Genomic DNA, 20391 nt, shown 5'->3' on the forward strand with positions numbered 1-20391 from the left:
ACAAAGTTATTTAAAATTTTTCTAAATAGTATAAAACAAAAAAAAATCCTCGCTAGCTCTCACTAACGAGGAAAATCATCCCTATTGTTATAGATCACATCCCATGATGTACAACACAATGTATTAGACAAATGTTAATCCAAAAACAATAAGTTAAATCATTTTAACGCAAATAACTGAAAATCAATAAATTGAAATTAAATAAACATTATGCCAAAAAATATTAAAATGGGGAAATGAGGAAAATACTCTCTTTTATGTGGAATTTTGTAGAGGCAGTTCCTCCTTTTAATCAAATTAATTATCCGAAAATTAGCCCAAACACATCCTCAATCTTACTAACAGCTTTAATTTCTAAATTATATTTTTTGGCATCGATACCTTTAAGATTATATTTTGAAATATAAATAGTTTCAAAACCAAGCTTATCAGCTTCTGCAATTCTTTGCTCAATTCTATTAACAGCTCTAATTTCTCCTGATAAACCAACTTCTGCCGCAAAGCAATTTTTTGTTGATACAGGAATATCCTGATGAGAAGAAATAATGGCAATTAAAACAGCAAGGTCTATGGCAGGATCTTCTACCCTAATTCCACCAGCAATATTTAGAAACACATCTTGTGCGCTAAGTCTGAAACCACAACGTTTTTCTAACACAGCCAATAACATATTCATTCGTTTAGTATCAAAGCCTGTTGCCGAGCGCTGTGGCGTTCCGTAAGCAGCCTGACTAACCAAAGCCTGCGTTTCTATTAACATTGGTCTTGCTCCTTCTAACATGGCCGCTATGGCAATTCCACTCAATTCTTCATCGCGTTGCGAGAGCAAAATTTCTGAAGGATTTGAAACTTCTCTTAAACCACTACCCTGCATTTCATAAATACCAAGTTCAGCAGCGGCACCAAAGCGATTTTTTATTGAACGTAAAATACGATAAACATGATGCCTGTCGCCTTCAAATTGCAAAACCGTGTCAACCATATGTTCCAGTATTTTTGGTCCGGCAATCGCTCCATCCTTAGTAATGTGCCCGATTAAAAAAACTGGCGTACCTGTTTCCTTAGCAAATCGAAGTAATTCTGCAGTACATTCCCTTACTTGAGATACACTTCCTGGTGTAGAATCTATATGTGAAGAATGTAAAGTTTGAATAGAATCTATAACAACAATTTCAGGTTCAAGAATTTCTATTTGTTTAAAGATATTTTGGGTTGAAGTTTCAGTTAAAATGTAGCAGTTAGATGATGGCTTTTCTGTTATCCTTTCGGCACGCATTTTTATTTGCTGCTCACTTTCTTCACCAGAAACATATAAAAGTTTTTTCCCATCCAGATTTAAGGCTAGCTGCAGCATTAATGTCGATTTTCCAATGCCTGGTTCGCCACCAATTAATATTAAAGAGCCCTCAACTAAGCCTCCGCCTAAAACCCTATCGAGTTCTTTATCATTGGTAGAAATCCTTCGTTCTACAGATTGCTCAATTTCATCAACTTTACTCGGCTTGTTAACCTTTCTTCCAGTAGTTTCGTTTTTCCATGTTGGTACCGATGCTGGTGTTTTCTCAACAATTTCTTCTACAAAAGTATTCCATTGATTGCAAGATGGACATTTACCCATCCATTTTGCAGATTCATAGCCACAGCTTTGACAGAAATATGCAGTTTTTGATTTTGCCAATTGATTTTAGATTTTAGATTTACGAATTTAAATTTTAACTACCTAAATGCTTTAATTTTTTTTAAACAAGATTAGGTGTCAATTTGAAAATGGAACTTTCCAAATTATCTAAAAAGCAAAAGGCCTGATTTATAAAATCAGGCCTTTTGTTAAAGTTTTATTTCTTCATCTTTCGATGATATAAAATGAAATTCTGTTAAGTAATAGGCCGATTGTGCCTTAACTTTAATCCATTGGCCATATTTAAAGAACCAACGGCGTTGAAGATTGAAAATCCCTTTTGTAATGTAAGCTTCTATATAAGGATGAACACAAAGTGTTATGCCTTTTTCGTTTTGCTCATGTAAAATATAATTAAGGTTGTTTTCAATATCATCCATTAAAACAATACTTGCTTTAATTTCTCCGGTCCCATCGCAGGCCGGACATTTTTCTACCGTAACAATATTCATTTCCGGACGAACACGTTGTCTGGTAATTTGAACCAAACCAAATTTACTTGGAGGCAAAATGGTGTGCTTCGCTCTATCCAATAACATCAGCTCACGCAAATAATCGAATAGTATTTTACGGTTTGTTGGCTTGTGCATATCGATAAAATCGATTACCACAATACCGCCCATATCACGCAAGCGCAACTGACGGGCAATTTCTTTAGCCGCTTCTTTATTAACCTGTAAAGCATTTTCCTCTTGGTTTTCTTTACTGGCTGTGCGGTTACCACTATTCACATCTATAACGTGAAGTGCTTCGGTATGCTCTACAACTAAGTAAGCACCACCTGGTAAGTTTACAGTTTTTCCAAAAGCATTTTTAATCTGCTTTTCTACTCCAAAATGGTCGTAAATAGGTTCTTTCTGCTTGTATAGTTTCACAATTTTTTCCATTTCAGGAGAAATATCGTGCACATAAGAACGAATATCATCGTACAATTCTGGTGTACTCACGTAAACGTTTGTAAAATCAGGATTCAGAATATCACGAATTAACGTTGATGATCTGTCCATTTCACCCCAAACTCTTTTAGAAGGTTCGGCCGTAGGAAGTTTTTTAATGAATGTTTCCCATTTTGCAATTAAATCCAATAGATCTTTTTGCATTTCGGCAACACCTCTTCCTTCTGAAACGGTTCTGATAATTACCCCAAAATTTTGAGGCTTAATACTTTCAATAATCTTCTTTAGTCGATTACGTTCTGTATTACTTTTTATTTTTTTTGATATGGAAATGGTATTGGAGAATGGCACCAGTACCACATATCTGCCGGCAATTGATAAGTCGGAACTTAGTCGCGGTCCTTTAGTAGAAATAGGTTCTTTTGCAATTTGTACTGGCAAAAGCATATTTTTACTTAGCACATCAGATATTTTACCAGCCTTATTAATATCGGCTTCGAGTTTTAAATTATCTAATAATGTGCCTGTAACCGAGCCATTCCGCTTGATCTTAGTTAGCTTAATTAAAGATTGTACCTGTGGGCCCAAATCAAAATAATGCAAAAATGCATCTTTTTCATAACCAACATCCACGAAAGCAGCATTCAGGCCGGGCATAATTTTTTTAATGCGGCCTAAATAAATATCGCCTACGGCGTAGTTATTATTAATTTGTTCTTTATGAAGCTCAACAAGTTGTTTGTCTTCAATCAAAGCTATGGTAACTCCGGCAGGAGTCGAATTGATAATTAATTCTTTTACCAACAGCTACAGATTTAAGGCTTTCGCCTATTAACAAATGGATAGTAAATAAGAACACAGAGATATAGCCCTAACGTTATACGAAAGAAAAAATCATATATAAGTGTTTAAACCTCACAGTATAACTATGAGGTTTAAACAGGCTAAATCAATAAGAAATTATTTTTTCTTATGTCTGTTTTTTCTTAAACGTTTTTTACGTTTGTGAGTAGCCATTTTATGTCTTTTTCTTTTTTTACCGCTTGGCATAATTTTAAGTTTTAAATGTTTTTATTAATCCGTTAATTAATTTTTATTCTTTAGTTCAGCAACCTTTTTATCAATGAAAGATGATAACGTAGGGTTAGCCGCTAATTTTTTGCTTTTTAAATAAGCTTCAACAGCTTCTTTATTTTTGTTTAAATTTTCTAAAGCCGTACCTAAATAAAAATAAGCTTCAGGGGTTGGTGCAGTTGCAATTACAGTATTAAAACGAGGAATTGCTTTATCAAACTGACCAGATTTAATTGAGAACAGACCCAGATTCATATTCGCCTTAACGTTTTTAGGCTCTTTAGCTACAACTTCAAGCAACATTGCAATACCTTGCATTGGCGCTCCTAAGCCATTTACTATGGTTACACCCAAACCTGTTTTAGCATCGATATTCTCTTTGTCTAATTCTAACGCTTTCGTAAAAGACACATTAGCTTTTTGCAACAACGCAGGCTGTGCTAAACTATCTTGTGTACTTTCAAAAGCCTTTAGGAATTTATTACCTGATGCTAACCAACTAGCTGTAGATGGCTTTGCTTCAGCAACAACTTCTAAATAAAGTGCTGATGGTGTAATTTGCTCAACATCGTCCCATTTCTGAGCAAGCTGTTGTGCAAGTTCTACCTTTTCTGCACCTGTAGAACCTTTATAGCTGTTTTCTAAACTTATAATATCCTTCGCAAGGCTTTGGTTTATTACATTTTTAGCAGCGATAGAGGTTTGTTCAATTGTTAATCCAGAAGTTGATGGTGCGCCTTGCTCAGCAATTTGACCTGCAGAAGGCATTTTTCCATTTTCTTCAGTTGGTTTAACTAAACCTTTAATATCTCTTGTAAATAAGAAAGCAACAAGCAATAAAATCGCTCCGATAATGATGGTTTGTTTTAATCTGATGCTACTATTCACAATAATATGGCTTAGGCTTCTACTTTAATTTTTTTAGAGTTACTTTTTACTTTATCAACAAATACTTTTGCTGGTTTAAAGCTTGGAACAAAATGTTCAGGGATAATTATTGCAGTGTTTTTAGAGATGTTTCTAGCAGTTTTTTGTGCTCTCTTTTTAACAACAAAGCTTCCGAAGCCTCTAACATAAACATTTTCACCGCCAATCATGCTGGTTTTGATAACCTTGAAGAATGCCTCAACTGTTTCCTGCACATCAACCTTCTCAATTCCGGTTTTTGTTGATATTTCTGAAATAATATCTGCCTTAGTCATATTTTATTATTTATTATGTATTGTGTATTTTAATATTATCACTGATTTGGGGTTGCAAAAGTATTGCTTTTTAATGAGATAGGGAAATAAAAGATGATTTTTTTATCTGCGTTCTCATCAGGCTAATGCAACTTTTTCTTAAAACCGATAAATAGACCGTAATTTGCACTAATGACATTCCAAAATGAAATCATAAACTGGTATCTAGGTAATAAGAGAGATTTGCCTTGGAGGCACACAAATGACGCTTATACCATTTGGCTATCGGAGATAATTTTACAACAAACCCGTGTAGAGCAGGGCCTGCCCTATTTCAATAAATTTTTAGAAAATTTCCCAACAGTTAATGATTTTGCAAATGCTACAGAGGCTAAGGTTTTACAGCTCTGGCAAGGCTTAGGTTATTATTCTCGTGGCAGGAATATGCATGCTACTGCTCAAATTGTACTTAATAAGTATAACGGAATATTTCCTACGGGATATAACGACCTCATAACTTTAAAAGGAATTGGAGAATACACAGCGGCGGCCATTTCTTCATTTTCATCTGGCGAAGCCAAAGCAGTTGTTGATGGAAATGTATTCAGAGTTTTGGCAAGGTATTACGGCATAGATACCCCTATAAATACTCCAAAAGGTAAAAAAGATTTTTTTAAACTCGCAAACGACTTGCTATATACTGAGAATCCTGCTCTTTATAATCAAGCAATTATGGAGTTCGGGGCAATTCAATGCAAACCAAAATCTCCAAATTGTTCTGTTTGTCCATTGAATTTAGATTGTATCGCACTAAGGCAAAATTTAGTAAATCAGCTTCCGATTAAATTACCTAAAGCAGAAAAGAAATATCGATACTTGAATTATTTTGTTTGCGTAGAGGAAGGCAAAATCTTAGTCCGCGAGCGCCAGAAAGGCGATGTTTGGCAACACTTATATGATTTTCCATCAATAGAAACACCAGAAATTCCAGAAATTGGAAACGATGAATTTGCATCAACAGTAAAAGAAACATTTGGAATCACCGCTACTTTTAACCTTTTGAGTTATAAAAAACATATTTTAACGCACCAAATAATCCATGTGCAATTTTTTGCATTAAATAATTATATATTTAACTTTAGTAAACAAAAGGGACTTATTTGGGTTTCTTTTAATACATTGGATGAATTACCAAAACCCAATGTTATCAGAAACTTTATTGAGGAGTTCTCTGATGATATTTTGAAGGCTTAACTAACCTTCATTTAACTGGTTTTATAATTCATCTGAATAAAAAACTAACCAAAAAAATATTTTATGTCTGGGATTAACAAAGTTATTTTAGTTGGGCATTTAGGCAAAGATCCTGAAGTTCGACACTTAGATGGAGGTGTTACGGTAGCAAGCTTTCCGTTGGCCACTTCTGAAACGTACAATAAGGACGGAAAACGAGTAGAGCAAACCGAATGGCACAATATTGTTTTATGGAGAGGTTTAGCTGAGGTAGCTTCAAAATACCTTCAAAAAGGAAAGTTAGTTTATATCGAGGGTAAGTTAAGAACCCGTTCTTTTGAAGATAAGGAAAAGGTAAAAAAATATGTAACCGAAATTGTAGCTGAAAATTTTACAATGCTTGGGAGGAAAAGTGATTTCGAACCAGGACAACCTGTAAATCACAGTCAACCAACAGAATCAAAAATAGATGACGAATTTACAATAAGACCAGGTGATGAAAATGGTGATTTGCCATTTTAACCAGCCTTAAAAGCAAAAAAGCTTCTCGAAATTATCGAGAAGCTTTTTTGTTTATTGGAATATAAATTACTCTACTGTAACAGATTTCGCAAGATTTCTTGGTTGATCTACATTACAACCACGCATCACTGCAATGTGGTACGACAACAATTGAAGTGGAATAGTAGCTAGTAGAGGTAAGAATGCTTCGTCAGCATCTGGAATTTCGATACAGTAATCAGCCATCTTTTTAACTTCAGTATCGCCTTGCGTTACAATTGCAATTACTTTTCCTTTACGTGCCTTTACTTCCTGAATGTTGCTAATAACTTTCTCATAAGATGAATTTTGAGTAGCAATAAATACAACCGGCATTTCCTCATCAATTAAAGCGATAGGACCGTGTTTCATTTCTGCAGCAGGATAACCTTCAGCATGGATATAAGAAATCTCCTTAAGCTTTAAAGCGCCTTCTAAAGCTACTGGGAAACCACTACCTCTACCTAAGAATAAACAATTTCTCGAATCCTTTATTTTTTCAGCAACTTCTTTAATTAACTCATTTGATTCTAAGGCAATTTGAATTTTATCAGGAACACTTTCTAATTCAGTTAACAAACTAATCATTTTAGATTGTGTAATTGTACCTTTTTGCTGAGCCATGTAAAAGGCCATTAAAGTAAGCGCTGTTACCTGAGCTGTAAATGCTTTTGTAGAGGCTACCCCAATCTCAGGGCCTGCATGTGTGTAAACACCTGCGTGAGATAACCTTGGAATTGAAGCTCCGGCTACATTACAAATTCCGAAAATGGTTGCACCCTTTTCTTTAGCCATTTCAATCGCGGCCATAGTATCGGCTGTTTCGCCAGATTGTGAAATTGCAATTACTACATCTTTTTCTGAAATAATTGGATTTCTATATCTAAACTCTGATGCGTATTCAACTTCTACCGGGATACGAGCGTATTCTTCAATTAAATATTCTCCAACTAAACCAGCATGCCAAGAGGTTCCACAGGCTACAATAATAATCCTGTCAACGTTCTTTAACTTCTCAACAAACTCTTTGATGCCGCCCAATTGTACTTTTCCTTCCTCTGGATAAATACGACCACGCATACAATCTTTAACAGAACGAGGTTGCTCGTAAATTTCCTTCAACATAAAGTGATCAAAGCCTCCTTTTTCAAGCATTTCAAGCTTCAATTCAAGTTCCTGTATTAAAGGTGTTTGAACAACATTATCTAAATGTTTTACCAATAAATCATCTTTAGTTACTAAAGCAATTTCATTATCATTTAAGTAAATTACGTTTTTAGTATATTCTATAATTGGAGTAGCATCTGATGCAATAAAGTATTCGCCCTTTCCAACACCAATTACCATCGGACTACCTTTTCGTGCTGCTATTAAGCGATCTGGATTTTCCTTATCCATAATTACAATGGCATAAGCTCCACTTACTTCATGCAAGGCTAATCTTACTGCTTCAAATAAATCTATTTGCTCTATCTTTTGAATTTCTTCGATAAGATGAATTAAAACTTCAGTATCAGTGTCGCTATTAAATTCGTGACCACGACCAATTAGCTCTTCTTTTATAGTTGCATAATTTTCAATAATACCATTGTGAATTATAGATAACTGACCGTTGTTTGATGTGTGGGGATGTGAGTTACGGTCTGAAGGAACACCATGCGTTGCCCATCGGGTATGGCCCATCGCAATGTTACCAGTTTTATCTTTATTTTCAGCAAATTCTTCTAACGCAGCAACTTTACCAACTTTTTTATAAATATGCTCGCCATTATTATTCATTAATGCAATTCCTGCACTGTCATAGCCTCGATATTCTAATCTCTTGAGACCTTTTAAAACAATTGGCCAAGCTTCTCTATAACCAATGTAACCTACTATTCCACACATGTTTTTATAAATATATGCGGCAAATATAATAAACAAACGTTTGTTTTAATACGGCCTTGTTTTTTTATAAAAAAAAAGCCTCGCATGAATAACATACGAGGCTTAAAATATTATTTTATTCAGCTTAATTTATCTTTGTGTAATAGATATTCAGCTTTAAACGATTTGTTGTATTTCCAAATGTTCCAATAACTGCTCTTGATGCAGGTGTTAGTACTCTACTTGTACCTAAGTTAAAAGAAGTTCCTGCCAAAGCTTCTGGAGCAATGAATGTACCGTAATCAATCTTTGTTCCATCAATTAAATCTTGAACATAAGCCGTTACATTAAATACATACCTGTTTTTTAGAGAATCATAATATCCTCCAAAAATAGCATCAGTTTTAGCTCTTGGATCTCCAGAATAACTTGCTCCACCGGTTGAAGTTCCTGACTGATCATGATCGGGAACATTTACTTCCTGCTCTGCGATATCCCAACGATATAATGATAACCTTTGAGATGGTGCAAAAGGAAGAGCATAAGTTCCTGCGCTTAAATCTACAACCAGCTCAGCCTTGTTTACCACAGCTTTACCATAAACACTAGTAAAGTTCTTAAGCGAGGGAAATGAAATTTTCGTTCTAACACCAGCTAATCCCTGAAGGTATGTTATGCCATACTGAACCGTAGGATTATCAAGCTGTGTTTTTACTGCAGTTCCAGTGTAATCATGTTTAATATTTGCAGTAACAATATTTGATGAACTTATTGGGAAATTCTTTGATAAAGTATCAGTTCCACTTGTAGTATTTGGCTTTCTGTAAACCAATTGTACATATGAATTAGAGCCTGCAAAATCCAAAAATGCAATACCACCGGTTCCTGTAGAAGATGATTTATTAATTTCAGCGTATAATCCCTTAAAATAATCAACAAATTTGGCATTACTTGAAGTGCCTGTTGTTGGTAAGCTTAGAATTGTATTTTGAATAAAAGTTTTATTCAATGGAATTCTAATTTGAGGAGTCATTGTTCTTATCGTATCCTTCCCACTAGTAACCACCTCGGTAACTTTAACTTTAGTATTTGGGAATATTCTACTATTGAAATTTCCAAGTACATTACTGTTGTGCGCAATTACATCAGAAGATTTATATTTTGTAATTGCATTACTTAACTGATAAACATCAATACTATACTTAGATGTTGCGGTATCACCATAAAATTGTGTACCTAAATTAAGTACTAAAACTGCCGAATCTAAAGTAGCAGAAGTAAAATCTAAACTAGTTTCTGAAGGTACAACCGTCATCCCAACACTCGATTCCGTTTTTCCAAAAATTGGATCAACCATGTAACCAATTGGATGGGAAGATAATATCGATGTTGTTAAATCTGGCTCCTTAACCGTTTGCGAAGTAACCAACTGATCGTTAACCAATGTGCCTTGCAATGCCGAATTTGGATCTACATCTAAACCAACACCGTTCGGGTTTTTACAAGACGCAAAAAGAAAAAGACCTATCAACAGGGTTAATAAGTCTTGTTTTGTAAATTTCATATTTAAAAATAATAATGCCTAATTAAGCTACAGAAACCAATTCTTCATTTGAAATCTCCTCGTAAAAAGTATAGAAGTTTTCAAAATTTTCGGTTAAGTTATAAGCTAAAGTTGGCTTATTTGAATCTTTAACAAATTTTAACATAGCAGCATCAAGGTTTTCATCACCTAAAACTACAGCGTCAGAGTGTGTTATTGCTCCCATGTGCAGGCTATTTACATCAGCACCTTCGTAAGCTTTAGTATCATTTTCTGTCATGTTGGCCATTACAGCTTTTTTAGAAAAATTAGCATTTAATTTTTCAGTAAAGCCATCCTCATAAACAGAATAAACAACTCTGGAGTTTTTAAAAGTTGGATCGTTCTTGTAAGTAGTTTTAATATAAGCTGGTACTAAAGAGCTCATCCATCCATGACAGTGAACAATATCAGGAGCCCATCCTAATTTTTTAACAGTTTCTAATGCGCCTTTGCAAAAGAAAATCGTACGCTCGTCGTTATCATCAAAGAATTTACCACTAGCATCTCTAAATACTTGCTTGCGCTGAAAGTATTCTTCATTATCTAAGAAGTAAACCTGCATACGTGCTGCAGGAATAGAAGCTACTTTGATAATCAAAGGGTTATCATTGTCATCAATAATGATGTTCATTCCTGATAAGCGTATTACTTCGTGTAAACGGTTTCTTCTTTCATTGATGTTACCAAATTTTGGCATAAGAATGCGGATTTCGAATCCTTTTTCTTGCATTGCCTGTGGTAATTGACGGGTGATTTCAGAAATTTTAGTAAGCTCGAGGAAAGGCGACATCTCGTGTGTAACAATCAGCAGCTTCGTTTTTGCCATCTCCATATTTTAAGAAAATATTAAGTTAAATAAAAGATAATGAGCTGCAAAGATAAGAATAATAATACTATTTATCAATATAGCAAGTATTTGTTTGCTTAGTTTTAGATTAATTTACACCTTTACGCCTTTAATTTAGATTGTCCGAATTGGAAATATTTAAAACTAAAGATGCGCTTAAAGCATACCTAAAACCTTTAAAGGCAGCAGGAAAAAAAATTGCACTTGTACCTACTATGGGTGCATTGCATAACGGCCATATCTCGTTAATCGAACTGGCACAAAAAAATGCAGATATTATTATATGCAGCATTTTTGTAAATCCTACTCAATTTACAGATCCTAAGGATTTAGAAAAATATCCCCGACCAATAGAGCATGATTTAGCAATGTTAGATAGCGCTGGTTGCAACGGTGTATTTATGCCCGATGTTACTGAAATGTATCCATCTGCTGAAAATGAAAACTGGCACATCGATTTAGGAAAAGCTGAATTTTTGCTGGAAGGTGAATTTAGAAAAGGGCATTATCAAGGTGTAACTCAAATTGTGAAAAAACTCTTTGATGCTGTAGAACCTGATATTGCCATGTTTGGCCAAAAAGATTTTCAGCAAGTGCTGATGATAAAAAACATGTTGGCGCATTTTAATTTGCCAATTACCATTATCACCTGCCCAATTATACGAGAAGATGATGGTTTAGCCATGAGCAGCAGAAACATACATTTATCTCGAACGGATAGAATTAATGCTTTGGTACTCAGCAAATCGCTTAAGTTTGTTATTGATAATTACAATAACTATCCACTACCTGAACTTCAAGAGAAAGCAAAAGATTTTTATAAAGGAATTGATGGTGTGGAGTTAGATTACTTTGTAATTGCCAATGGTGATACTCTGGAGCCTGTCGCATCAAAAGATGAAAAAAACCAGGTTGCTTTAGTTGCTGCAAAAGTTGGTGCAACAAGGTTGATAGATAATATGATTATAAGATAGTGACTGAAGTTTGATTGAATGAATGATTGACTGGATTATTTGTTTAGCAATTCACTAATTCTATCATTTCATTAATTCTATAATTCATTTATTACTAACTTTGCAAAATGATTATCACAATATTAAAATCGAAAATACACCGTGTTAGAGTAACGCAAGCCGAATTAAACTATGTTGGCAGTATTACGATTGATGAAGATTTAATGGATGCAGCTAACATTATCGCTAATGAAAAGGTGCAGATTGTAAATAATAATAATGGTGCTCGTTTCGAAACTTATGTAATTAAAGGCGAGCGTGGCACTGGAACCATTTGCTTAAATGGTGCAACTGCGAGATTAGCACAACTTGGAGATGTGTTAATTATCATGTCTTACGGTTCTTTACCTATCGAAGAAGCAAAAAAATATAACCCGATTCTTGTTTTCCCTGATGATAATAATCACTTGTTAAAATAAAGCCCTTGAACTTGAGCTTTAAGTTGGCTGTAAAATATCTTATCCTTCTAACAATTGGATTTGGTATATTGTATTTAGCCTTTAAAGGCCAAGATTTAAAACAGATTTGGGCTGAAATTAAACATGCGGATTTTTATTGGGTTTTTATATCTGCAAGCTGTGTTTTTATTGCTAATATTTTAAGAGCATTAAGGTGGCGGATGCTTTATCGCTCAATAAACTACAATGTTGGTTTTTGGTCAACATTCCATGCATTAATTATTGGCTACCTTGCAAATCTGGCTTTACCTCGGTTTGGGGAAATAGCAAGATGCTCCGTTTTATTACGATCCAATAAAATTCCTTTAAGCTCATCAATAGGTACAGTAGTTACTGAAAGATTACTTGATGTAGCTGTTTTATTGCTAATGGGAGTGCTAATTCTGTTATTTCAATATAACTTAGTGTTTGATTTTCTTTATCAAACCATCTACCTAAGTCTGATTGACAGACTGCAAACCGTCAATTATTATGTTTTGGCAGCAATTTGTTTCGCCATAATAATTGGGGGATTTTTCATCATCTCCTTTCTCAAAAGCAAAATTAACAAGAAGTTTTTAAGGATTTTCGTCGGTCTAAAGCAGGGAATCAACTCTGTTACAAAAGTTAAAAGCAAAACACTTTTCACATTTTACACTGTAGGAATCTGGACATTCTACTTTCTATCCATGTACACTTGCTTCTTCTCAATCGCCTCAACTCAAAACTTAGGTTTTTCAGTTGCGTTTACTGCTCTCGTTTTCTCAAGTTTTGCCATGGTTGCTCCTGTTCAGGGTGGCATTGGTATCTTCCATTGGATGGTAGCCAAAGCACTCGTTTTATATTCAATTCCTTTTAATGAAGGTTTAACTTATGCAACCATCATTCATTCTGCTCAGGTATTGATTACACTTTTACTCGGCACAATAAGTTTAATAACCGTGCTTACCAAAAAAAGCGAAGGGAATGTAAATATTTCAAAATAATACTATGCAGCCATAGTATTTTAATCTATTAATGCTACATTTGAAATACTAACCTTTTATACATAAATGTTATGCATTTCGAATTAAGTGAAGAACAATTAATGATACAACAGGCTGCCAGAGATTTTGCGCAGCAAGAATTAAAGCCTGAAGTAATCGAAAGAGACGAAAATCAGAAGTTTCCTGCCGAACAAGTTAAAAAACTTGGAGAACTGGGTTTTTTGGGCATGATGGTTAATGAAAAATATAACGGTAGCGGTTTAGATGCAATATCTTACGTGCTCGTCATGGAAGAACTTTCTAAAATTGATGCTTCTGCATCGGTAGTGGTTTCGGTAAACAATTCATTGGTTTGTTATGGCCTTGAAGCTTACGGAAACGAGGCTCAAAAGGAAAAGTACCTTAAACCTTTAGCGTCTGGCGAAAAAATCGGCGCATTTTGTCTTTCAGAACCTGAAGCTGGCTCTGATGCAACTTCTCAAAGAACTACCGCAGAAGATAAAGGCGACTATTATTTATTAAACGGAACCAAAAACTGGATTACAAACGGCAGCACTGCTTCAACATACTTAGTTATTGCACAAACTCATCCAGAACTTAAGCACAAAGGCATAAATGCTTTTATTGTAGAGAAAGGAATGGAAGGCTTTACTGTTGGTCCTAAAGAAAATAAACTTGGTATTCGTGGTTCGGATACACACTCTTTAATGTTTAATGATGTTAAAGTGCCAAAAGAAAATAGAATCGGTGAAGACGGATTTGGGTTTAAGTTTGCAATGAAAACCTTAGAAGGCGGTAGAATTGGAATTGCAGCACAAGCTTTGGGTATTGCTCAAGGTGCTTTCGAATTAGCTACACAATATGCTAAAGAACGTAAATCTTTCGGCAAACCAATTTCCGAACACCAGGCTATTGCATTTAAACTTGCAGATATGGCTACACAAATTGAAGCAGCAAGATTATTGGTTTATAAAGCTGCTTGGCTTAAAGATCAAGGTTTACCTTATACTCAGGCAGGTTCTATGGCAAAACTATATGCATCAAAAGTTGCAATGGATGTTACCGTAGAAGCTGTTCAGGTTCATGGCGGTTATGGTTTTGTAAAAGAATATCACGTAGAACGATTAATGCGTGATGCTAAAATCACTCAGATTTACGAAGGAACTTCAGAAATCCAAAAAATGGTTATTTCGAGAGAAGTGATTAGGTAGTCTTCAGTCCGAAGTCTATAGTCTATAGTCTAATCGACTCGAGACTATAGACTCACGACTTTACACTTACTCTTTCTCTCCGGCAATCGCTCCAAATACCGCTTTAATTAAAGCAACTACAATTGCTAAAAAAGCTGCTGATAAAAATCCGTTTGTATTAAACGAAGTCATCATATTATCAACAAGCAAAATCATCAATACAGTTATAACAAAAGACATTAAACCCAGTGTAATAAAATTAACTGGAAATGTTAAAAGTCTTAAAATAAAACCAATGGTTGCATTTGCCAGTGCTATCAAAACAGCAGCAATTATGGCATTCCCGAATCCATCGATACTTACGCCCGGAACTAATTTTGTACCTATAAAAAATGCAAGTCCCATTAAAAGCACTTCAATAATTAATCTCATAATGTTTAATTTAGTAAAATGATTAAAGCAGTTAAATATTTGTTTTTAGTGTTGTTGATTATAAATTTAGCTTCTTGCTCGAATACAAACAACAATCCCGTTATTAAGTTTTCGGCCGACAGTAATTTAATAATTATAAAAAAAATTGATGAATCGAGTTTGTATCAGCTTAAAAATAACCTCAATCAAGATATAAATTCTTTAAATATTATTTCAGTGATATCAATTCCTAATGCAGATGACAGCTTGCAGAACGAAGAACGTGTTTTGGGTAAGTTAAAAATAGCTGGCGATTCTATAATTTTTACACCGAAGGATATCTTTATAAAAGGTAAAACGTATTTGGTAGAAAGTTATTTAGGTGTTTCTTTCGCTGATAAAAATAAACTCTTTAAAGGAACTATAAATCACAATCTTCAGCCACAAAAACAATTACTAAAAAGATGATTTACAATGTAAATTCCTGTATAAGAGTTTGATTATTTATAAAATATTTGTACATTTGCATCGTAATCGAAGAAAAGAGAAGGGGACCATGTCCCCTTTTTCTATGAAATCAGGTTAAAATATGCAGGTAGAAAAGAGAGTTGCAGAACTCGTAGAGGAAAAAATTGCGGATAGACCAGAACTATTTTTAGTTGAGGTAAAAATGTTGCCAAACAACAAATTAATTATTCATGTTGATGGTGATCAGGGCATAAGCATACAGGATTGTGTGGCAATTAGCAGGCACGTTGGTTTTCATCTCGAAGAAGAAAACACGATAGAGCAAGCCTACAATTTGGAAGTTTCTTCTCCGGGTGTTGGCGAACCTTTAAAACTAATCCGCCAGTACAATAAAAACATTGGCCGTTCTATTAGCATGAAGTTAAAAGAGGGGCAAAAAAAAGAAGGTAAACTTTTATCAGTTACCGAAAATGAATTACTGATTGAAGAATCGGTTAAACAAAAAGGGAAAAAGGCGGTTTCAGTAGAAATAACTGTTCCGTTTAATGATATAATAGAAACAAGTGTGTTAATTTCATTTAAGTAAAATGAGTACTACAACAATTAATTTAATTGACTCTTTTCAGGAGTTTAAAGATTTCAAAAATATAGATCGCCCAACGGTGATTAGTGTGTTGGAAGAAGTTTTCCGTAGCATGTTGCGTAAAAAATACGGAACAGATGAAAACTGTGATGTGATTGTGAATCCTGATAACGGAGATTTGGAAATCTGGAGAACAAGAAAGGTGATGGAGGATGGATTTTCTGAAGATGACGATTTAGAAATTGAGCTTGCTGAAGTTTCTAAATTAGACAGTACTTTAGAAGTTGGCGATGATTATATTGAACAAATTACTTTAGAAAGTTTTGGTCGTAGAGCAATTTTAGCCGCACGCCAAACCTTAGTTTCTAAAGTATTAGAGTTAGAGAAAGACGAAATTTTCAAAAAATATAAAGACCGTGTAGGCGAAATCGTAACAGGTGAAGTTTATCAGGTTTGGAAGAAAGAAACTTTAGTTTTAGATGACGAAGGCAATGAGCTTTTAATGCCTAAAACGGAGCAAATTCCAGCAGATTATTTCAAAAAAGGAGATTCTGTGAGAGCAGTAATTTCTAAAGTTGAGATGATTAATGCAAATCCAAAAATTATTATTTCTAGAACAGCACCAGAATTTTTACAACGTTTATTCGAGCAAGAAGTTCCGGAGATTTTTGATGGTTTAATTACCATTAAGAAAATTGTTCGCGAACCAGGAGAACGTGCTAAAGTTGCAGTAGAATCTTACGATGACCGTATCGATCCGGTAGGTGCATGTGTGGGTATGAAAGGTTCTCGTATTCATGGTATTGTTCGCGAGTTGAAAAACGAAAATATTGACGTGATTAATTTCACAAATAACATTTCATTATATATTACCCGTGCTTTAAGTCCGGCAAAAATTACCTCTATTAAATTAGATGATGAAACAAAACATGCATCGGTTTACTTAAAACCAGATCAGGTTTCATTGGCAATTGGCCGTGGCGGACACAACATTAAATTAGCTGGAAAATTAAGTGGCTATGAAATTGATGTTTATCGCGAAGCTGGAGAAGAAAATGATGAAGACGTTGATTTAGAAGAATTCTCAGATGAGATTGATAGCTGGATCATCGATGAATTAAAGGCTATCGGTTGCGATACTGCTAAGAGTGTATTAGCACTTACAGTAGAAGATTTGGTAAAACGCACCGACTTAGAAGAAGAAACCATTAAGGAAGTGGTTCAGATTTTACAGTCAGAATTTGAATAAGTGGTGTAATTGCCAAATAAACACTACTTTTGTATTAAAATAAAAAATAACAGGAGCTAAATGTCAGACGACAAACCAATCATTTTAATTAAAGCTATTAAAGAACTTAATATTGGCATGGGTACGGCCGTAGAGTTTTTGAACAAAAAGGGATTCTCAGCCGAGAAAAGTCCTATGTTTAAACTTACGGGCGATATGTATAATGCCTTATTAAAAGAGTATCAGGGAGATAAGATCGTAAGAGAAGAAGCCAAACAAATAGTGATTGGTAAAATACGTCGTGACGAGCCTGAGACTGAAAAGCCAGCTGAAGCACCTAAAAAGAATACCGATTTCGAGAAAAATGAAGAGATTTTAATAAAAAATGCTCAATCATTTGCACCTCCGGTAGAAAAGCCAAAAGCTGAACCTGAAAGGGTTGAAACACCTAAAGTTGAAGAGCCAGTTGCTAAAGAGCCGGTTAAAGAAACTAAACAGGAAGAAAAACCTGAAGAAAGTGGTTTGCCAGGCGTAAAAATTGTAGGAAAAATCAACTTAAATGATTTGAACTCAAAAACTCGCCCAGCTAAAAAAGAAGATGCACCTGCAGAAACTCCAAAAGTTGAAGCTGTTGCTAAACCAGTTGTTGAAACACCAAAGGTTGAAGAAAAGCCTGTAGAGGTTAAAAAAGAAGAAGCGCCAACTCCTGTTGTTGCTAAAGCTGAAGAAAAACCTGCGCCAGTTACTGAACAACCTAAAGTTGAACAAAAACCGGTTGAGCAGAAACCTGCTCCTACAACACCAGCTAGTTCTGAACCTGAAGTAATAAAGGCTCGTACTGTAAAGCTTACAGGACCAAATATTATTGGTAAAATCGAATTACCTACAACTCCAGATAGGAGAAATGGTCCAGTTGCATCATCTAGCGATAGTGAAGCAGCAAAACGTAAACGTAAACGTAAAAAAACACCTGGAGCACCGGGTCAACCAGGTCAACATGGTGGTAACCAAGGGCAGCAAGGTCAAAACCCAGCTGGTCAAGGTGGTGCACCTGGGCAACCTCGTCAACCTTATCAAGGTAACAGACCAGGTGGAACTCCATACCAAGGTAACAGACCTGCAGGACAAGGTGGAACTCCTTATCAAGGTAATAGAAATAACAACAGACCTGGTTTCCAAAATAGAAATGCTACTCCAAGCGGACCTAAAGAAGAACCTACTGAGAAAGAAATTCAAGATCAAATTAAGGCTACACTTGCCCGTTTAAGCGGAGCAGGTAAGTCTGGAAAGTTTGCTCAACGTGCTAAATTACGTCGTCAAAAACGTGATGATGTTGCATTCAACGCAGAAGAAGCAGCGAATGAGCTTGAATCTCAATCGAAAATATTAAAAGTAACAGAATTTGTTACAGCTAATGAGTTAGCAAGCATGATGGATGTACAGGTTACCAAAATTATCGGTACTTGTATGAGTCTTGGAATGTTCGTATCAATTAACCAACGTTTAGATGCTGAAACATTAACAATTGTTGCTGATGAGTTTGGTTATGAAATTCAGTTCGTTAAGCCAGATGAAGACGAAGAAAACGTAATCGAAGAAGTAGACAAAGAGGAAGACTTGATTGAAAGAGCTCCAGTTGTTACGATTATGGGTCACGTCGATCATGGTAAAACATCACTTTTGGATTATATCCGTAAAGCAAATGTTGTAGCTGGTGAAGCAGGTGGTATTACTCAGCACATTGGTGCTTACATGGTAACAACACCTTCTGGTAAAAAAGTAACTTTCTTAGATACACCTGGTCACGAAGCTTTTACAGCGATGCGTGCTCGTGGTGCTAAGGCTGCAGATATTGCGATTATAGTAGTTGCGGCAGACGATGCGGTGATGCCTCAAACTAAAGAAGCAATTAACCATGCTCAAGCTGCTGGTGTACCTTTAGTGTTTGCATTTACTAAGGTTGATAAACCTGGTGCTAATGCAGATAAAGTACGTGAGCAATTATCAGTAATGAATATTTTGGTTGAAGATTGGGGTGGTAAATATCAATCACAAGAAATCTCAAGCAAAAGCGGATTAAACGTTGATTTACTTTTAGATAAAGTATTATTAGAGGCTGAATTATTAGAGCTTAAAGCAAATCCTAATAAGAGAGCAACTGGTACAGTAATCGAGTCGGCTTTAGATAAAGGTCGTGGTATTGTAACTACAGTATTGGTTCAGGCTGGTACATTAAGAGTCGGAGATCCAATTTTAGCAGGTAGTTATAGTGGACGTGTAAAAGCGTTAACTAACGAGCGTGGTGCTAAAGTAGATTCTGCTGGCCCATCTCAACCGGTACAGGTTTTAGGTATGCAAGGTGCACCTACTGCTGGTGATAGATTTAATGCACTTGAAAGCGAAACAGAAGCTCGTGATATTGCAAACAAACGTATGCAATTACAACGTGAGCAAGGTTTACGTACTCAGAAACATATTACACTTGATGAGATTGGCCGTCGTTTAGCGATTGGTAACTTTAAAGAGCTTAACATTATCGTTAAAGGTGATGTGGATGGTTCAATCGAGGCATTAGCCGATTCATTATTGAAACTATCAACCGAGCAAATCCAAATCAATATCATCAGTAAAGGTGTTGGTCAAATTTCAGAATCTGATGTATTATTAGCCTCAGCTTCTGATGCGATTATCATCGGTTTCCAAGTTCGTCCATCAACTGGTGCACGTAAATTAGCGGAAGCTGAACAAATTGATATCCGTCTATATTCAATCATTTACGATGCAATCAATGAGATTAAATCGGCAATGGAAGGAATGTTAGACCCAGAATTTGAAGAAAAAATCGTTGCTAACGTTGAGATTCGTGAGACGTTTAAAATTACTAAGGTTGGAACCATTGCAGGTTGTATGGTATTAGATGGTAAGATTACACGTAATAGCAAAATTCGTATCGTTAGAGATGGTGTTGTAATTTACACTGGAGAACTTGCATCATTAAAACGTTTCAAAGATGATGTTAAGGAAGTATTAAAAGGTTATGAGTGCGGTTTAAACATTCAAAACTTTAACAATATCGAAGTTGGAGATATTGTAGAAGCTTACGAACAAGTTGAAGTTGCAAGAAAATTATAATTAGAATTTATTACATAACAAGAAAGCCCCGAAAATTTTCGGG

At 35.2% G+C, this 20391-nt stretch carries 18 protein-coding genes; 10 read left to right on the forward strand and 8 right to left on the reverse strand.

The genetic code is table 11. From position 1 onward, the window contains the following. Positions 1-301: 301 nt before the first annotated feature. From radA to ACO05K_RS15655, 4 genes are all read right to left on the reverse strand, one after another. Positions 302-1678 (reverse strand): DNA repair protein RadA, encoded by a 1377-nt coding sequence (gene radA / locus ACO05K_RS15640; RefSeq protein WP_421945363.1) that lies wholly within the window; start codon positions 1676-1678, stop codon positions 302-304. Between the two features lie 149 nt (positions 1679-1827). Next, positions 1828-3378 carry an Rne/Rng family ribonuclease gene (locus tag ACO05K_RS15645; RefSeq protein ID WP_421945364.1) on the reverse strand — a complete coding sequence of 517 codons (1551 nt, stop codon included), beginning with the start codon at positions 3376-3378 and terminating at the stop codon, positions 1828-1830. A gap of 282 nt (positions 3379-3660) precedes the next feature. Further along, a complete protein-coding gene (locus tag ACO05K_RS15650; protein ID WP_421945365.1) occupies positions 3661-4536 on the reverse strand; it encodes a tetratricopeptide repeat protein in 876 nt (291 codons plus the stop codon). Between the two features lie 11 nt (positions 4537-4547). Further along, positions 4548-4850: an HU family DNA-binding protein gene (locus ACO05K_RS15655; RefSeq protein WP_055909222.1), complete on the reverse strand. Its 303-nt coding sequence runs from the start codon at positions 4848-4850 to the stop codon at positions 4548-4550. 171 nt (positions 4851-5021) lie between these two features. Between ACO05K_RS15655 and mutY the strand changes: the two genes are divergently transcribed. Both mutY and ACO05K_RS15665 read left to right on the forward strand, forming a co-directional pair. Beyond that, positions 5022-6083 (forward strand): A/G-specific adenine glycosylase, encoded by a 1062-nt coding sequence (gene mutY / locus ACO05K_RS15660; protein WP_421945366.1) that lies wholly within the window; start codon positions 5022-5024, stop codon positions 6081-6083. Positions 6084-6146: 63 nt separating this feature from the next. After that, positions 6147-6584 (forward strand): single-stranded DNA-binding protein, encoded by a 438-nt coding sequence (locus tag ACO05K_RS15665; RefSeq protein WP_421945367.1) that lies wholly within the window; start codon positions 6147-6149, stop codon positions 6582-6584. A 66-nt stretch (positions 6585-6650) separates the two neighbouring features. On the opposite strand, the gene glmS is transcribed toward ACO05K_RS15665, so the two are convergent. The 3 genes from glmS to ACO05K_RS15680 form a co-directional block, all read right to left on the reverse strand. Further along, the gene (gene glmS / locus ACO05K_RS15670; RefSeq protein WP_421945368.1) at positions 6651-8489 is read right to left on the reverse strand and encodes a glutamine--fructose-6-phosphate transaminase (isomerizing); all 1839 of its coding nucleotides are present in this window, start codon (positions 8487-8489) and stop codon (positions 6651-6653) included. Positions 8490-8613: 124 nt separating this feature from the next. Next, the gene (locus ACO05K_RS15675) at positions 8614-10032 is read right to left on the reverse strand and encodes a DUF4270 domain-containing protein (RefSeq protein WP_421945369.1); all 1419 of its coding nucleotides are present in this window, start codon (positions 10030-10032) and stop codon (positions 8614-8616) included. A 22-nt stretch (positions 10033-10054) separates the two neighbouring features. After that, entirely contained in the window at positions 10055-10879 is an 825-nt protein-coding gene (locus ACO05K_RS15680; RefSeq protein WP_421945370.1) for a glycogen/starch synthase, read from the reverse strand. A 149-nt stretch (positions 10880-11028) separates the two neighbouring features. Here ACO05K_RS15680 and panC point away from each other — a divergent pair, with 149 nt between their 5' ends. From panC to ACO05K_RS15700, 4 genes are all read left to right on the forward strand, one after another. Continuing rightward, positions 11029-11874 carry a pantoate--beta-alanine ligase gene (panC, locus tag ACO05K_RS15685; protein ID WP_421945371.1) on the forward strand — a complete coding sequence of 282 codons (846 nt, stop codon included), beginning with the start codon at positions 11029-11031 and terminating at the stop codon, positions 11872-11874. A gap of 107 nt (positions 11875-11981) precedes the next feature. Then, a complete protein-coding gene (gene panD / locus ACO05K_RS15690) occupies positions 11982-12332 on the forward strand; it encodes an aspartate 1-decarboxylase (RefSeq protein WP_421945372.1) in 351 nt (116 codons plus the stop codon). Positions 12333-12337: 5 nt separating this feature from the next. After that, complete coding sequence (locus tag ACO05K_RS15695; RefSeq protein WP_421945373.1) at positions 12338-13336, forward strand: lysylphosphatidylglycerol synthase transmembrane domain-containing protein; 999 nt, start codon at positions 12338-12340, stop codon at positions 13334-13336. A gap of 71 nt (positions 13337-13407) precedes the next feature. Continuing rightward, complete coding sequence (locus ACO05K_RS15700) at positions 13408-14547, forward strand: acyl-CoA dehydrogenase (RefSeq protein ID WP_421945374.1); 1140 nt, start codon at positions 13408-13410, stop codon at positions 14545-14547. Between the two features lie 66 nt (positions 14548-14613). Here ACO05K_RS15700 and ACO05K_RS15705 read toward each other — a convergent pair whose 3' ends face one another. Beyond that, positions 14614-14958, reverse strand: a complete 345-nt coding sequence (locus ACO05K_RS15705) for a phage holin family protein (protein WP_421945375.1) — start codon at positions 14956-14958, stop codon at positions 14614-14616. An 18-nt stretch (positions 14959-14976) separates the two neighbouring features. On the opposite strand from ACO05K_RS15705, the gene ACO05K_RS15710 reads away from it, so the two are divergent. From ACO05K_RS15710 to infB, 4 genes are all read left to right on the forward strand, one after another. After that, on the forward strand, positions 14977-15405 hold the full coding sequence (locus ACO05K_RS15710) for a hypothetical protein (RefSeq protein WP_421945376.1): 429 nt from the start codon (positions 14977-14979) through the stop codon (positions 15403-15405). 121 nt (positions 15406-15526) lie between these two features. Continuing rightward, on the forward strand, positions 15527-15991 hold the full coding sequence (gene rimP / locus ACO05K_RS15715; protein WP_421945377.1) for a ribosome assembly cofactor RimP: 465 nt from the start codon (positions 15527-15529) through the stop codon (positions 15989-15991). Position 15992: 1 nt separating this feature from the next. Then, positions 15993-17237, forward strand: coding sequence for a transcription termination factor NusA (gene nusA / locus ACO05K_RS15720; protein ID WP_316737951.1), 1245 nt, complete (start codon positions 15993-15995; stop codon positions 17235-17237). A gap of 60 nt (positions 17238-17297) precedes the next feature. Continuing rightward, entirely contained in the window at positions 17298-20348 is a 3051-nt protein-coding gene (gene infB / locus ACO05K_RS15725) for a translation initiation factor IF-2 (RefSeq protein ID WP_421945378.1), read from the forward strand. Positions 20349-20391: the final 43 nt, after the last annotated feature.

This window comes from Pedobacter sp., assembly GCF_965227205.1.
Taxonomy (GTDB): domain Bacteria; phylum Bacteroidota; class Bacteroidia; order Sphingobacteriales; family Sphingobacteriaceae; genus Pedobacter.

What these genes read in the sequence shown, in the direction of transcription:
- ACO05K_RS15655 (WP_055909222.1), bottom strand. Translation starts at nt 4,850, where the DNA reads ATGACTAAGGCAGATATTATTTCAGAAATATCAACAAAAACCGGAATT.
- mutY (WP_421945366.1), top strand. Translation starts at nt 5,022, where the DNA reads ATGACATTCCAAAATGAAATCATAAACTGGTATCTAGGTAATAAGAGA.
- ACO05K_RS15665 (WP_421945367.1), top strand. Translation starts at nt 6,147, where the DNA reads ATGTCTGGGATTAACAAAGTTATTTTAGTTGGGCATTTAGGCAAAGAT.
- glmS (WP_421945368.1), bottom strand. Translation starts at nt 8,489, where the DNA reads ATGTGTGGAATAGTAGGTTACATTGGTTATAGAGAAGCTTGGCCAATT.
- ACO05K_RS15675 (WP_421945369.1), bottom strand. Translation starts at nt 10,032, where the DNA reads ATGAAATTTACAAAACAAGACTTATTAACCCTGTTGATAGGTCTTTTT.
- ACO05K_RS15680 (WP_421945370.1), bottom strand. Translation starts at nt 10,879, where the DNA reads ATGGCAAAAACGAAGCTGCTGATTGTTACACACGAGATGTCGCCTTTC.
- panD (WP_421945372.1), top strand. Translation starts at nt 11,982, where the DNA reads ATGATTATCACAATATTAAAATCGAAAATACACCGTGTTAGAGTAACG.
- ACO05K_RS15700 (WP_421945374.1), top strand. Translation starts at nt 13,408, where the DNA reads ATGCATTTCGAATTAAGTGAAGAACAATTAATGATACAACAGGCTGCC.
- ACO05K_RS15705 (WP_421945375.1), bottom strand. Translation starts at nt 14,958, where the DNA reads ATGAGATTAATTATTGAAGTGCTTTTAATGGGACTTGCATTTTTTATA.
- ACO05K_RS15710 (WP_421945376.1), top strand. Translation starts at nt 14,977, where the DNA reads ATGATTAAAGCAGTTAAATATTTGTTTTTAGTGTTGTTGATTATAAAT.
- rimP (WP_421945377.1), top strand. Translation starts at nt 15,527, where the DNA reads ATGCAGGTAGAAAAGAGAGTTGCAGAACTCGTAGAGGAAAAAATTGCG.
- nusA (WP_316737951.1), top strand. Translation starts at nt 15,993, where the DNA reads ATGAGTACTACAACAATTAATTTAATTGACTCTTTTCAGGAGTTTAAA.
- infB (WP_421945378.1), top strand. Translation starts at nt 17,298, where the DNA reads ATGTCAGACGACAAACCAATCATTTTAATTAAAGCTATTAAAGAACTT.